Below are 14,746 nucleotides of genomic sequence, written 5' to 3'. Positions count from 1 at the left end.
GTCCTGAGCCAGGATCAAACTCTCCAATAAAGTATTGAAAAGAGCGATTAGCTCATTTTGAAACTGACGAGATTAAAAATCTCATTTGTGCTTCAAAATCATCCAGTCCGAAGACATGTACGATTTCTCAGCGTCGATCTTGCAAGCAAGATCGTTACTCACTCGTTGTTCAGTTTTCAAAGATCAAACTTGAATCATGTTACTCATTTTCGTGTCAACCACGTTTTCAGCGGCGACTTTTATAATGTAACACATTTCGTTCGTTTTCGTCAAGAACTTTTTTTTAACTTCTTTTTTCGAAGCATTTTGTTCTCGATGTTCTTCAGCAGAATCTGACTGTCTGTTACAACATTCTTCGTTTGAGGAACGAAATATAATGTATCACAAATCATAATTAAGAGTCAACATTTTTTTATAAATTATTAAACAAACAAAAAAGGAAGGTTTCCCCTCCTCTTTTTTACACAGTAAAACTGTTGAGTGCAGCAGTCATTTAATTCTCAATCCAGTAACGGATCTCGCGCCCTTCTCCCCCAATCAAGGAAGGCCAGCCAGGTGATTCTTTTACTAATGAACGGAAAACCAGCTTACGCAGAATAAGCGGAAGATCTTTGGCAACAAACCTTAATTGAGGATGATGTACAAGTTCATCCATACTCCAAGGTTCTTTACGGCTACCTAGCACACGTAGAAGCAGTCCCGAGCATTCACTCATTTTGGACATGACAGAGAACTCGCAGGCTAGTAGAACAAGCTCCACACGTTGCTCCAGTGTCTCTGAGCTGACGGTAAGTTCCTGATATAGCTTCCACAATGCTCGATCCAAGCTCTGTACATGTGTCCAGACAGCATGATCCGGGTATATCCCCTGTTCGATTAATACGATTCTAGCCCAGTTCCCTAGAGCCTCAAGTACATTATAATACGCATCTACCACATGCCCTTCCTGAATGTAGCGTTTCGACTCCACATACATTCTAAGAAAACTAGCGAATTCATGTAGAAGCTTTTGCTCTCGCAATTCTTTGCTAAAAGTAGATAACTCATCTCGCAGTGCACTTATGGCACCGTCAACTTCCCAGATGATCTCTCCTTCTATCAGACATTGCATCATGTTGTCATTGTCCCCTGTAATCACACTGCTTCGCAGCTCGTGTCTACTTGCATACATAATCTGATAACGCAGATCACCATATTTATAGTGCCCTACCTTGGATGCAACCTCATCTGATTCACATATAATAAGTACAAGCAATTCGAAATCCTGAATCAGGGAGCCGTGGAATCGCTCTCCCGGGTGGGAATAAGCGATAGCCCCAACTGCTCCCGTCTCTTCCGACTGTCCGGATAAAAAAGCTAGGTTCTTTAATTCCACGAGTCCCTCCATACAATTCATGGCAGATATGCGCCAAGTCAGTTATAATATAATTCTACAAGCAGGCTGAAGTTTCCTTCTTTTCCAGATACGATACTACTCATACGTTAGGAGCATTTTTCATGATTTTTAAATCAGCTAAAATTAATGCTTTTCGCACTTGGGGACTGTTGCTTACCATGCTAGGTATGGGTCTAATGGTCCTGGGTACGGCCGGAATTGTATTCTGGGGACATGCTGGCAAGATATTTGCTGCTGTAGGACTCGTTATTGGGCTGATTGCTATGCTGGCTAGTCTAGCGATCTACTTTTGGGCAGGCATGCTGTCAACGAGTGCCGTGCAAGTTGATTGTCCAGAGTGCGGCAAATTAACCAAAATGCTGGGCAAAACAGATCGTTGCATGTTCTGTCATACCATCCTCACCCTAGATCCCAAGCAGGCCAATACGATCGCCCCACAACTGAAAGCGCCTTCTCCTTCAAGTACAGACTAGGAATTATACAGCCGAGAAAGATACACTCAGCTCCTTAGATACCCATCATTCGCGAACGTTGTTAGTACCCACAAGATTTCAATAACAAAAAGACCCGGAATGATTACTCCGGGTCTTTTTGTATTCTACAATTGGATTAATGAAACGAAGATTATAAGTCCATTGCTTGTTCATTAGATTCTTAATGGTGTAACAATGATGAGTTAGAATAAGTTCATTTGCCATAGCCAGCTTGTTTCAGCACTTCCCAGGCAGAGGCGTTTGCAAAACTACGGTTCCACGCAGCAACGCCGCCCAGTTCCAGCGAATCAATCAGATCCACACGTGCCTGGAGAGACACGGCGTCTTCTATCCATATTTTCTTCGTTGCGCCATCTTCCTCATATTCCACATAGTTCTGTCCACTGGCTTGATCCAGCACAGGCTTTAATTTCTTTTCCTTAATCAGATCTGTAACAGTATTCATACCTACTGCCTTCGAAGACACCTTGATTTCTCCCTGTTCATTCTTCTCTTCAGTCCATATCCGTGTGTATAACGGAACGGCCATAATTAATTTATTGGCAGGCACTTCGTCTTCTTCTAAAATACGGCGCATAGATGCCTCTGTCCATGGCAGTGATGCTACTGATCCCGCCTTTGGACTTGCAGCCCAGTGTTCATCATAAGCCATCACAACAATATAGTCAGCGAAGGATCCCAGTGAACGACGATCTAGAAAAGCTGACCACATCTCACTGTTGGATTTTGGCGTTACATCAACAGAGAGCATCAAACCATGAATACGTGCCATCGCTTTAATTTCACGCACAAATTGAGTTATGTTAGGTCCGTCATCTGTATAGACATTCTCAAAATCAATATTGATCCCGTCCAGCTGATAGGTCTGCGCATACGTTAACATCTGCTCAATAATATGAGTACGTGTCTCATACGTTGCCATTGCTTCCTTCGTAATATCCGGATCAAAACTATTGTCGATCAATCCCCATACTTCCTTGCCAGAGCGGTGAGCCCAGTTGACGTAGCTCTTATCTGCCTTACTTCTCAGGTTACCTTGCCCATCTGTAATATGGAACCAGGTTGGACTAACTACATTCACTCCTGGCAACTTGCCAATAGACGAAATGTCTGGTTGCCGATTATAGACTGCCTCCCATACCAAGTTTACAGGCTTAGTCTGCCATTTCTTCTCAGCTGCAGTAAGTGTGAATTGGGGCTTGTCCAGCTCCTTTTGCTCAGTAAGGGTAATGTTTTTGTTGTCCATGTAACCGGCATATCCATTGTCGAGCTGTACAAAACTTTGTTCATCCCCCGTCTGCCACACCCTCACTCGGTCATCTTGCAGCATATCGGCAATTATAGGAGAACGCTCTCCCCCTTGCTTGTACAGCGGAACCGTCTTATCTGCTTTGGTCGATCCAGTATTCACCGTAGCATATTGTATGGTATCTCCCCCACGCATAAGTAAAACTGCACCGGTTGTAGAATCTTCTTGTATAGATATGCCATAGACCTCCTTCAATGGTTTAAGCGGAATATAGGCTTCATCCCCTACTACCTCCGGCTTTACCGACATCGGAAAGTCCTTATGATTCAATTCTGCTTGTGTGCTGTCTACCTTCATATGCAGCACTCGTTGGGGTGAAGCAAGTATAATATCACCTGTAGCAGCTTCATAACGAATGCCTGGATCAATTACATCCTGCAGTACGCTAATGGGTAGCTTGAGCTCGTTTCCTGAACCTGAAGCCTGCCCTTCCATACGCTGTCCTTCTACAAAAATAGGTTGTTTCATCCCAATCCAATCGGGCTCTTCATAAGTTGGATTAAGCCATACATTCGTAATGAGCCAGTAAGCAGCACCCGCAACGATACAAGCCCCAAGTAAACCAGGCCAGAACGAGCGACGTTTCTGACGTGTATATCTGTTTTTTCTACTCAACAGTCTACCTCCGTTATTCATGCTGAATCTTAATCATTATGCATACATAACATCATCTAATAGCCTTAAAAACAAAAAACGTGAAGAATTCAACCGAATTCCACACGTTAATATTGTAATTCAACTCTCTTAAGTCCTGCAACTTTTACATACACCATAGACTTCTAGTCGGTGACCATGTACTTCAAATCCAGTACTTGTCTCCGCCTGCAGCTCCACGCTTTTTAACGAAGGATAGCTGAAATCTTCAATCTTGCCGCATTGATCACATATCACATGATAATGATCCGTGACATTGGCATCGAAGCGACTTGAATTGTCTCCGTATGTTAATTCCCGAACCATGCCGGCTTCCAAAAACATCTTCAAATTGTTATATACAGTCGCCACGCTCATACTGGGAAATTGGGGTTCAAGCGCACGGTAAATTTCATCGGCTGTTGGATGCCCCATAGATTCCATCAGATAATTCAATATGGCATGACGCTGGGGTGTAATACGGACACCGGTCGTTTTCAGATGCTCCAACGCATGTTGGACACGTGTTGCCATAAAACCCACCGCCTTACCTTTCGTTCTCTAAATGAAGATCACATCATCATGTAACGCCATTCAGAGTTTGATCTTAGGCAGGAACAACGGCCAACCGTCTATCCCACCGTGTCACCTTACCTTATGATAGTTATTGTACGGCGACTACAAGTTTGTTGTCAACGCGGCAGTCACGGAACTTCCGGTGGATTGTCCTGGGAATTTTGCTCATTCTCACCCGTCTGTTCCACGTCATCCCCTGTATCTTCTACATTTTGTACATCTACACTGGGTGACATGACTTCAGGATTCTCATTGATCGTCAGATCGCTGTTCCCTTCAACTTTAACCGTATATTCCCCTTCGCCTAATTGACCTTCAATTGTTTTGTTCCGCACTGTAAACGGTAAATCTGTTAATAGGTCGCCATAGCTGCTGGAGCCATTCAGTTTATAGTCACCTTGATTCGGTATCAATATATTAATTGCGCCGACCGCACTGTACACTTCCCAATCGCCGCCTATTTTGGTCGAAGTAATGCTGATGCTCCCATTTAACGATTGAGCTCTGATGCCCAGATTCGCATTGTCCAAGTTGATATTCCCGTTTCTAGTCTCCGCCGTAAACTCACCAACAGAATCGGTAATACTGATACTGCCCACTTGTGTCGTTAAATCCACATCTCCAGATACCCCACGAGCTTTCATATCTCCTCGATTACTATCCAGGTCAACATTGCCAATCGCATTAGCTACAATGACATCACCATTCAGTGTTTTGCCTGAAATATCACCAACCGCATTCGTAATTCGAATACGTCCGTTTCCCGTCTCAGCCATAATAGTGCTGATCGCTTCAGGACGGTTCAATAAGATCGCACCATTGGATGTGCGAATGTCCAGATTAAAACGACGATCATCCGGGACAGTAATAGTCATATTCATACGTGGCTGTGTTTTTTCATTTTCTCCATAAGTCTTGCCCGTAGCTTTGATATAAATAACTTTCGTACCCTCTGTCTCAACAAAAGAAGCATCTGCTACAGCCTTAGCCTGTACCTCTGACGTATTGTCCACCCAGACAACCGTACGCACTTCAATTTCATCTGTGTCTCCGCGCTGGAACGCAATATCTCCATTTACGCCTTGAACGACAATATCCGAAGTTTCCATCTCTACGGGTATACGTATGGTTCCTTTATCTTGCATGTATCCAGCAGCTTGGCTATAGTCCATTGATGCGGCTCCGAGATTGAGACTCACCCTGTTCCATAAATGCATGTAATGATCCTGCTCTGTCACGATGAACACAGAAGCCGTAAGCACAAGAGATGCCAATATACCTTTCGCATCCGGTCTAAAACGCATTTTCACCTTCTCGCCCTTTACTTCCTCTGTTAAGGTCTTTCTCTTGCGAAGAAACCAGAGAAATAATAGGATGCACTCGAAACCAAGTGCAATGAGCAGCAATGGCCACCAATCCACAATTTCATAGAAATAGTCGGTTCCCCACTGCTTATCCATAATCAATAGAACACCAACTGTTATGATTAAGGAGGCAGCCGTATAGCGACCAACTCGGATTTTACGGTTCATCGTTTCCCCTCCTAGATAACGTCATTTACACTTTCGTTTTACGCAGCATACCCCATATTTCACGCCCAAATATAATTAAGCCACCTATAATTAACAAGACTGCAAACACATATCCTCCATACAGCGCCAAGACCTCTTGGAACCAACGAGGTTTACGGAAGAACAATACCATGAGTGCTCCGCCTACAATGAGCAACAGTCCAAATGATATCCCTCTTTCCCAGACCATAAGCGCTTCTCCGGTAGCCCGCTCATTCGGTTCAGGCTTGTCCGAGCCTCCAAGTACACTCACTCTACGCCTGCGCATCATAACCCAGTCTGCCGATTGTAATACATCATACACATTGTAGAAATAGATTATTGGAATACATAAAGCCAGCAGGATCAACAGTGGTACGTTAATCTGTATACCGATCGATGAGAAATACAAGAGCGCCGACAAGTCCAGTAGAATGAGCAGCATAAACGTAAGACCTCTCATATATAGCCGCAAATAAATATGCCCCACGCCCGGAATAATGGCACTTAATAGCCCTGCGAGGAATTTATGTGTTCGATTCCGTATGAATTTGTTTTGAGTCATATTTCTATTTTTTCGAGGTTGACTCTTCTGTTTTCTGGGTTGCTTCTTGCTTACCATGACATGCCCCTTTCTCAAAAAATGATGTTCACGCTCTTCGTGCATTTGGTTAGATAGTACCCTAAAGCGGCAGAAGAGTAACTGGAATAAAAATGGATACAACCAAAAACCCTCCGCCACTACTGGCCTGGGAGGGTTGGATTCATTTATTCTACAGATACCTTGGTAATATGTTCTCGCTCTCTCAATTTGGATACAAGCTGTACTGTACTATAATCATGTGGCACATGAACATGCAGGACAACTTCAATTTTACGCTCGACGGAGACCATTTCTGCATAAGCCAAGTCTTGTTCATTTACTGTAATTTTGCGTATTTTAATCTTCTCATGCTCCAAAAAGGAAGAGATCTGCTCCAGAAAACCGGGTTCAGATAACGTATGGAGTGTGACGACATGAAGCTTGTTACCTCGAATGTACCTTAACTCCAGCTTATTAAATACCCAGAGATTAAGCAGAACTAAGACCGTGGATACGATGGATGCAAAAAAGAATCCCGCGCCTGCGGCTAGCCCAATGGCTGCAACCACCCAGATTGATGCTGCAGTCGTTAAACCAGTGATTGATTTTCCGGTGAAAAGAATCGTTCCTGCTCCCAAAAATCCGACACCCGTAATAACCGCCGTCGCTAGACGTGCCGGATCGATCCGTACATTTATTTCATTTGCAAAATCTTTAAATCCATAAACAGATAACATCATAATTAATGCCGAGCCAAGACATACCAGGATATGCGTACGTAAACCAGCCGCATGATTGGAACGTTCACGTTCTAAACCTACAAGCCCTCCTAGTAACATCGCAAGCAATAACCGTAACAAAATATGCCATTCATCAATAAACCAAGGATTACCCAAAGCCAGTGTTCCCCCTCCAAGTTGTTAACATCTTTAATCGTTAATATCTAATATTTATTCCCCAACTAATGTTGTCATACCTAAGATGAGACTAACTCTTGTGAAACGTCGTTAGCTCCACGCCAGGCGCAATCTGCACAACCTCTACAGGTTTGAAGCCAAATTTAGTGTACAGATTCACTGCGGGTTGGTTCAAGGTGCCTGTAGACACGATATATCGAGGCACATGGGGATACTGCTCAAACACATGAGACATTAATGCAGCTGCGATCCCTTGACGAAAATGATTCGGATGCACCATCATCCGTGTAATCGTCAACGTATTTTCCTCTTCCTTCGCTACGGCGACAGCACCAAGAAGCTCACCCTCAGCATCCATGCAACCATAAAAAGTCTCACCACAGTTCTGGAGTGTCTCTATCGTATCCATCAGAGGTGGGATCTCTTGAAATCCGATAATTTCAGCTTCTAATCGATAAGCCACATGCTGAAGCCGCCAGAGCTGGCTCACTGTCTCCATCTCGTCTAATGCCAAAGCTTGGATATGCACTTTCCCTCATCTCCTCCTGCACAATATACATTATGACCGTGTGAATAAGGTACCTAGCTATAAAAAACATGTACATGCCTATTCCATAGATAGAACTTGTTTCTAGCGTCGCTATCTTCAATTTGTTTTACAAAAAAGAGGCTGTCGCAGGGACGAGCCTCTTTCTATCCGGTCTCACCGGCTGGATTAGCGGTTCAGTACGTCTGTCAGTAGTTTATTGGCCAAGCCTGGATTGGCTTTCCCCTTACTTTCTTTCATAACCTGACCAACCAAGAAACCGATAGCTTTTTGTTTACCAGCCTTGTAATCCTCAACGGATTGAGGGTTGTTTGCAACAACCTGCTCAACAATGGTAAGAATGGCTCCCTCGTCACTAATTTGGACAAGACCCTTCTCTTCAACGATTTGTTGTGGAAGTTTACCACTTTCCAGCATTTCTTTAAATACTGTTTTGGCAATCTTACTGCTAATTGTGCCCTTCTCAAGCAGTCCGATCATCTCACCTAGACCTTGTCCTGTCAGTGGAACCTGAGACAACTCTAAGTTACTGGTGTTCAAGTGAGCGAGCAATTCTCCCATGATCCAGTTAGATACCGTTTTGGCATCTTGTGTGTATTTCAAACTATCTTCAAAAAGATCTGCAATCGCTTTGGATGAAGTAATAACCTCAGCATCATAACTTGGCAGGCCATAATCCGCAGTGTAGCGAGCTTTAAGCTGGTCTGGAAGCTCAGGAATTGAAGCTCTAATCCGTTCTTTCCAAGCATCATCAATATGCAGGTTAACTAGATCAGGATCTGGGAAATAACGATAGTCATGCGCCTGCTCTTTGCCACGCATGGTTAGTGTTTTGCCTTGTGCCTCGTCCCAACGACGAGTCTCTTGCACCACTTCACCACCATCATCCAGGATCTCAGCTTGGCGGAATTGTTCATATTCCAAACCACGCTGAACACCCCGGAAGGAGTTCATGTTTTTGAGCTCAGCCCGTGTACCCAGCTTCTCTTGTCCATGTGGACGCAAACTGATGTTGGCATCACAACGAAGCGAGCCTTCTTCCATCTTCACATCAGACACTTCACAATATTGCATAATTGCACGCAGCTTCTCAAGATAAGCTCGTGCTTCTTCAGGTGAAGAAATCTCTGGTTCAGATACAATCTCGACAAGCGGTGTGCCTACACGGTTAAAGTCAACTAATGAAGCATAGCCGCCATCAACGTGAGTAAGCTTACCTGCATCTTCCTCCAAATGGAGACGGGTAATGCCGATTCGTTTCGTTTCACCATTCACTTCGATATCAATCCAACCGTTCTCACCAATAGGTTGATCAAATTGTGAGATTTGGTACGCTTTTGGTGAATCCGGGTAGAAGTAGTTTTTACGGTCAAACTTACTAACATCAGCAATCGTACAGTTCAGAGCCATTGCGGCTTTCATCGCGTAATCAACTGCTTGACGATTCAATACAGGCAATACACCTGGGTGCCCGAGACAGACAGGGCAAGTATGCGTATTAGGCGGTGCTCCAAAGGCTGTGGAGCAACCACAGAAAATTTTGGAGTTCGTGTGCAACTCGACGTGAACCTCAAGTCCAACGACCGTTTCATATTTAGATGCGGACATTTCTATATTCCTCCGTTCCGGGCAGTCTACAGCTGCGGACGCTGTTTGTGGAATTCCGTATTTTGTTCAAACGCATGCGCTACACGCAGTACGGTTGTTTCATCAAAGGCTTTACCAATAATCTGCATACCAACAGGAAGTCCATCCGAGAAACCACATGGGATGCTAACTGCAGGTACACCAGCAAGACTGACCGGAATCGTCAGAATATCATTAAGGTACATGGTCAGCGGATCATCCACTTGAGAACCTAGTTTGAACGCAGTTGTCGGAGCCGTCGGTCCGATAATCACATCATATTTAGCAAATACATTGTCGAAATCTTGCTTGATCAATGTACGTACTTTCTGTGCTTTCAGGTAATAAGCATCGTAGTATCCGGAGCTAAGTGCATACGTACCCAGCATGATGCGTCGTTTAACCTCTGGCCCAAAGCCCTGACTACGGGACTGATGATACAGATCGAGTAGATTTTCAGGATTCTCTGCACGCACGCCATAACGAACACCATCAAACCGAGCAAGGTTCGATGAAGCTTCGGAGGAAGACAGCAAGTAATACGTAGCAACTGCATATTCAGTATGCGGGAGTGATACTTCTTCCCAAGTTGCTCCAAGCCCTTCCAGCACCTTAAGTGCCGCCATAACCTTGTCTTTAACCTCTGGATCAACACCTTCACCGATGTATTCCTTCGGTACAGCAATACGAAGCCCTTTGACATCGCCGGTAAGACCACTCAAATAATCGGGAATGTCGACTTTTGCTGATGTCGAATCTTTGGCATCATAACCAGCAATGGCTTGCAGGACATAGGCAGAATCTTCGACATTTTTGGTCAATGGTCCGATCTGATCCAATGAAGATGCAAAGGCTACCAGACCGAAACGAGATACTAATCCATACGTTGGCTTCAGACCAACTACGCCGCAATACGAAGCTGGCTGTCTAATTGAACCACCTGTATCTGATCCAAGTGTGAAGTATGCCTCTCCAGCTGCAACAGCTGCTGCCGACCCACCGCTCGATCCACCTGGGACACGATCCAGTGCCCATGGGTTACGAACAGGATAGAAGCTTGAATTTTCATTTGAACCACCCATAGCGAATTCATCCATGTTCAATTTACCGATCGTCACAGTATCTGCCGCTCTAAGCTTCTCTACTACCGTTGCATCATACACCGGGTCGAAATTACTCAAAAATTGGCTAGCACATGTTGTACGCAATCCGTTCGTAACGATATTGTCCTTAATCCCTACTGGCAATCCAAAGAGCAGACCTTTTTCCTCTCCACTAACAAGACGGTCATCCAACTGGCGGGCACGGGCACGAGCCCGTTCCTCATCCAATGCCAAATATGCCTTTACCTTATCTTCACGTACACCAATGTTCTCATATGCCTGATTCACGAGATCGCTGACCGACAACTCCTTGGCGTGCAGCTTGTTATGTATCTCCGGCAACGATTGTTCAAATAAACTCACGATGTTCGTCCTCCTTCCGCTTATCGATTATTCCATTACAGCAGGCACTTTGAATTGGCCTTCTTCTTCATCCGGGGCATTGTGCATAACCTGTTCAATTGACAAACTTTCTTTTGTCTCATCATCACGCATCACATTGCTTACGTGCAGGACGTGACTGGTAGGTGCAATGTCGTCTGTGTTCAGCTCATTCAGCTTCTCTGCATATTTTAAGATCGCGTTCAACTGTCCTGTCAGCATCTGCTCTTCATCAGAAGTCAGATTAAGCCTAGCCAGCTTGGCCACATGCTGAACGTCATTGTTTGAAATACTCATTTTCGGATGGCCTCCTTCATTTCGTTCAACTTCCCGGAACCGCCTAAAACGAATCGCTCGTTTAACGGGCTAAAGTCCCAAGATAACTTTTTTTATTATAGGGGAGATAGTTCGACAATTCAATGCAAAGACCCGAGACTTGTGTAATATGCAAAATAACACCACAATATGAAGCAAATCTACGAGGATGCTCAGTCTAAACTTCATTCTCTTCCTTCTCCTATAACTAACCTCTAACTAATAAAAAAGAGTCGGCATCAGCCGACTCTCTAAATCCATGCTCGCAGATTAACCTGCTTTATAAAATCCGCTTGTGACATCACTTCGTCCGCGGTTTCCTCTTCCTCTTCCACAGCTTGAAAATCTCCGTTCATCAGATGATGAAACAGCTTCTCATTGTGTGTCGCAAGGGCGTAATCTATCAACGCTTCTCGCTCGACCCGCTCAGCTTCTTGCTTCAGTAGAACCTCTTCCAGATCAACGTCACCGGCTGGAACAAAAAAGTTCCGGTTCATTTGCGGTACTCGAAGCACGTAATCGAACGCATTGTCCGGATTCCGGTCATAAGCGATGATGAATCCATATTCCCCCACAGGAAGATTCTGCTCAAACGCATCCGCGACGATGACAACCTTCTCTCCTAAACGTAGCATCGTCTAACCTCCTGGTAGTCTAACTTTTAATTATTTGTATAGTCTACTAGAAAAGAATAGCGATGTCTAGGAATACTAGAATTATACAACATATTTGTGCAAAATCTTTTTTTGGAGCGTTATTATGCAAATGATCATTACTGTTCTGTACTTATTATCGCAATCTACGATTGGAACGAATAACTACAAACCAATACACAATAAGAGGTGTTGGAAATCCGGTAATACCCCACAATCCCCATAACCAAGGGAAACGTCCACGTCTGCGTGCATCTTGAAAGATCCATGTACCCTGAATTAGCAACAGAACGGCGATAATGACAATCCAGACCAAGGGTACTTCTTCCAGAGGATAACGGAAATTATTCATGTGTAGTCTCCTTCCGTTTTCCTACTAATATCAACGCTATGGCAATGGCTACTACCACACTGAGTACCTGAATACCCAAATAAACCGCAGGAGAGGAACGGATTAATAATGCACCTAACGTGAGAAGCATTATGCCAACCAACCAGAACAAGAGCATTTCCACCCGATCCGCTCGGCGTTTACTCTGTCTTCGTTCCTTAACTTGGGCTTCAAGTGACACTAATGAAGGAATATTCACAGGTTCATATGCTTCGTCCAGCACCTTCATCTGTTGATTCAATCGTTCTAGCATTTCCCGCTCAACCTGCTCATCCGATCTATTCATATTCCTGTAGCTCCTTTCTCAATTGACGAAGACCATACGCTGTCCGCGACTTCGCCGTCCCAGATGGTATATCTAACATCTGACCAATTTCATCATATCCGTAGCCGTAATAATGTTTCAGAAGGACTGCAATCCGATGTTCAGGTGTTAGTCTGGTCATAGCATCCATAACATCCGTCCATTCCTCATTGCGACGTTCAAATTGCCAGCGCAATTTCCTAATCGCCTGATTCCGGATGACTTCTAGCCAGTTCTGTTCTCTGCGTCTACGTCGTGTCTTGTCAATATAAATACGTGTCGCAATCGTAATCATCCAAGATGAGAAAGCAGACGATCCATCATACCGATGAATATTCTCCATGCATCGAATCATCGTATCTTGTACCGTCTCTTCTGCAAGACTCGGATCCATTGTCACTTTAACGAGATACTTATATACAAATGCATAGTGACGTTGTAATAACTCAGCCAGTGCACTGTCGTCTCCTTCTGCCGCTCTGCGAACTTCCTCCAATTCGGCTGCCTTCATCTGGCCTATCACCTGCTTCCCGTTCATGTAAAGATAGTACGAAATGAAATCCATAAACGTTCAAAGGATAGTTCAAACTTTTTCACGATCAGATTTCATTGCGGTGTTCTTGCAGTTTAATAAACCAGGGTTGCTTCCTTGCTTGATTCTTTAACAACCGACTTTTCCATAAATCGTGCTTCTGTTCTAACGTTTCGTTTATTTGAAGATTACTGTTATTCATTTGCATACTCTGGTTATGTACTTGAGACCGCTCTACGACCAAATCTAATCTATTGTTCTCCATTCGACGACCTTCTTCAATAACGTACTGTTCGTTACGCTCTCCGAACTGGATTACTCGTCTTTTCTCCACTTCTACTTCCTCCTCCTCTAGTTACTTCTACTTTCGCTTTTACTTCACTTCTTCTTCTACACTTGACTATTTGCTCTTATTACTGCTAACAAAACAGCTTAAAACGTGTCGCTACCTATACACTTCTCAAACAATCTCTTCCCCATTCATTCCTCTTGTCTACATATGTATCTTGCCCAATCTATAGCCTAACACTGTCCTCATGTCTATCTCCGCCGAATCTTGTCCAACTGTATATCTACTAAGCAAAAAGGTGCTGAAAACAAAAAAAGAACGCAAACCGGGTATAGACCACAGTCTGCGTGCTTCGCAAGGTTGGGTATTTCTGATTAACGCTTCAGTTAGATGATGCTGTACAGCTTGTAACAACTAATTGCTATTCTAATGAAAAAAATGTCACTTGTCCAGACTTTCTTCTCATCAAAATGACAGATTGTTATCTTTCAGCCGATAAGCTTGTCGAATTACCTTGCAGATACGTAAGGATTATTCTGCTTCTCATATCCGATGGTTGTTTTGGGTCCATGACCAGGATGGACTCTAACCTCATCGCCAAAGGTGTACAGTTTATTCTGGATTGAATCGATCAGATCACGTTCGCGTCCACCTGTTAGATCGGTTCTTCCTACGCCCATACGGAATAGAACATCCCCAGCAAATAGATCTTCACCACATAACAAGCTCACACTACCAGGTGAATGACCTGGAGTATGGAATACGTGGAATGTATGACCGATGAAGTTCAGTTTCTGTCCTTCATCCATCGCATATTCAGCAGGCTCTGTCGAAAGCGGAGGTGTAGCTTGTGGCCAGTTCATCGAACCATTTAACTTCGGAGATGACAACCAATCGCTCTCCAGATCATGCAAGTAGACAGGACAACCCTTCAATTTACGGATTTCGTCCACACCGCCCATATGATCAAAATGAGCATGAGTCAACACAATCGCTTCAATCTCCAAATCCTGAATCGCCTTCACCAGTGCACCCGGGTTCATTCCTGGGTCAATGATTATTGCTTTGCCCGGATCTTCCCCCTGCAGAAGGTATGCGTTGGTCTGTAGCGGGCCTAGTGTAAATGTACGAATCTTCAACATATTGG

General features: G+C 44.1%; 17 protein-coding genes. 1 reads left to right on the top strand and 16 read right to left on the bottom strand.

Translation table 11 applies throughout. The annotated features are described in order from the left end of the window. Positions 1–493: 493 nt before the first annotated feature. Positions 494–1,375, bottom strand: a complete 882-nt coding sequence (locus tag ASD24_RS06870) for a nucleotidyltransferase-like protein (protein ID WP_056693472.1) — start codon at positions 1,373–1,375, stop codon at positions 494–496. 122 nt (positions 1,376–1,497) lie between these two features. Here ASD24_RS06870 and ASD24_RS06865 point away from each other — a divergent pair, with 122 nt between their 5' ends. After that, entirely contained in the window at positions 1,498–1,869 is a 372-nt protein-coding gene (locus tag ASD24_RS06865; RefSeq protein WP_056693471.1) for a DUF2614 family zinc ribbon-containing protein, read from the top strand. Between the two features lie 214 nt (positions 1,870–2,083). Here ASD24_RS06865 and ASD24_RS06860 read toward each other — a convergent pair whose 3' ends face one another. From ASD24_RS06860 to ASD24_RS06790, 15 genes are all read right to left on the bottom strand, one after another. Next, positions 2,084–3,835 (bottom strand): glycosyl hydrolase family 18 protein, encoded by a 1,752-nt coding sequence (locus ASD24_RS06860; RefSeq protein ID WP_056693468.1) that lies wholly within the window; start codon positions 3,833–3,835, stop codon positions 2,084–2,086. A gap of 108 nt (positions 3,836–3,943) precedes the next feature. Beyond that, positions 3,944–4,366 carry a peroxide-responsive transcriptional repressor PerR gene (gene perR, locus ASD24_RS06855; protein ID WP_056693464.1) on the bottom strand — a complete coding sequence of 141 codons (423 nt, stop codon included), beginning with the start codon at positions 4,364–4,366 and terminating at the stop codon, positions 3,944–3,946. Between the two features lie 170 nt (positions 4,367–4,536). After that, on the bottom strand, positions 4,537–5,940 hold the full coding sequence (locus tag ASD24_RS06850; RefSeq protein ID WP_056693460.1) for a DUF4097 family beta strand repeat-containing protein: 1,404 nt from the start codon (positions 5,938–5,940) through the stop codon (positions 4,537–4,539). Between the two features lie 25 nt (positions 5,941–5,965). Then, on the bottom strand, positions 5,966–6,523 hold the full coding sequence (locus ASD24_RS06845; RefSeq protein ID WP_056693532.1) for a hypothetical protein: 558 nt from the start codon (positions 6,521–6,523) through the stop codon (positions 5,966–5,968). Between the two features lie 203 nt (positions 6,524–6,726). Then, positions 6,727–7,437, bottom strand: a complete 711-nt coding sequence (locus ASD24_RS06840; RefSeq protein ID WP_056693456.1) for an MgtC/SapB family protein — start codon at positions 7,435–7,437, stop codon at positions 6,727–6,729. 91 nt (positions 7,438–7,528) lie between these two features. Beyond that, the gene (locus tag ASD24_RS06835; protein ID WP_056693529.1) at positions 7,529–7,957 is read right to left on the bottom strand and encodes a GNAT family N-acetyltransferase; all 429 of its coding nucleotides are present in this window, start codon (positions 7,955–7,957) and stop codon (positions 7,529–7,531) included. A gap of 216 nt (positions 7,958–8,173) precedes the next feature. Further along, the gene (gene gatB, locus ASD24_RS06830) at positions 8,174–9,613 is read right to left on the bottom strand and encodes an Asp-tRNA(Asn)/Glu-tRNA(Gln) amidotransferase subunit GatB (RefSeq protein WP_056693454.1); all 1,440 of its coding nucleotides are present in this window, start codon (positions 9,611–9,613) and stop codon (positions 8,174–8,176) included. Between the two features lie 26 nt (positions 9,614–9,639). Beyond that, positions 9,640–11,097, bottom strand: a complete 1,458-nt coding sequence (gene gatA / locus ASD24_RS06825; protein WP_056693452.1) for an Asp-tRNA(Asn)/Glu-tRNA(Gln) amidotransferase subunit GatA — start codon at positions 11,095–11,097, stop codon at positions 9,640–9,642. A gap of 27 nt (positions 11,098–11,124) precedes the next feature. After that, on the bottom strand, positions 11,125–11,412 hold the full coding sequence (gene gatC, locus ASD24_RS06820) for an Asp-tRNA(Asn)/Glu-tRNA(Gln) amidotransferase subunit GatC (RefSeq protein WP_056693450.1): 288 nt from the start codon (positions 11,410–11,412) through the stop codon (positions 11,125–11,127). Between the two features lie 269 nt (positions 11,413–11,681). Beyond that, complete coding sequence (locus ASD24_RS06815) at positions 11,682–12,065, bottom strand: hypothetical protein (protein ID WP_056693448.1); 384 nt, start codon at positions 12,063–12,065, stop codon at positions 11,682–11,684. A 154-nt stretch (positions 12,066–12,219) separates the two neighbouring features. After that, positions 12,220–12,435: a hypothetical protein gene (locus ASD24_RS06810; RefSeq protein ID WP_056693445.1), complete on the bottom strand. Its 216-nt coding sequence runs from the start codon at positions 12,433–12,435 to the stop codon at positions 12,220–12,222. After that, the gene (locus tag ASD24_RS06805; protein WP_056693443.1) at positions 12,428–12,760 is read right to left on the bottom strand and encodes a YxlC family protein; all 333 of its coding nucleotides are present in this window, start codon (positions 12,758–12,760) and stop codon (positions 12,428–12,430) included. The genes ASD24_RS06810 and ASD24_RS06805 overlap by 8 nt, the downstream gene beginning before the upstream one ends. Continuing rightward, complete coding sequence (gene sigY / locus ASD24_RS06800; protein ID WP_056693440.1) at positions 12,753–13,289, bottom strand: RNA polymerase sigma factor SigY; 537 nt, start codon at positions 13,287–13,289, stop codon at positions 12,753–12,755. The genes ASD24_RS06805 and sigY overlap by 8 nt, the downstream gene beginning before the upstream one ends. Positions 13,290–13,377: 88 nt before the next feature. Next, positions 13,378–13,644, bottom strand: a complete 267-nt coding sequence (locus ASD24_RS06795; protein WP_056693435.1) for a hypothetical protein — start codon at positions 13,642–13,644, stop codon at positions 13,378–13,380. Between the two features lie 464 nt (positions 13,645–14,108). Further along, positions 14,109–14,741 (bottom strand): MBL fold metallo-hydrolase, encoded by a 633-nt coding sequence (locus ASD24_RS06790; RefSeq protein ID WP_056693432.1) that lies wholly within the window; start codon positions 14,739–14,741, stop codon positions 14,109–14,111. Positions 14,742–14,746: the final 5 nt, after the last annotated feature.

Source organism: Paenibacillus sp. Root52 (genome assembly GCF_001426865.1).
Lineage (GTDB): Bacteria > Bacillota > Bacilli > Paenibacillales > Paenibacillaceae > Paenibacillus.
This window is presented reverse-complemented; position numbering and strand designations above follow the sequence as displayed.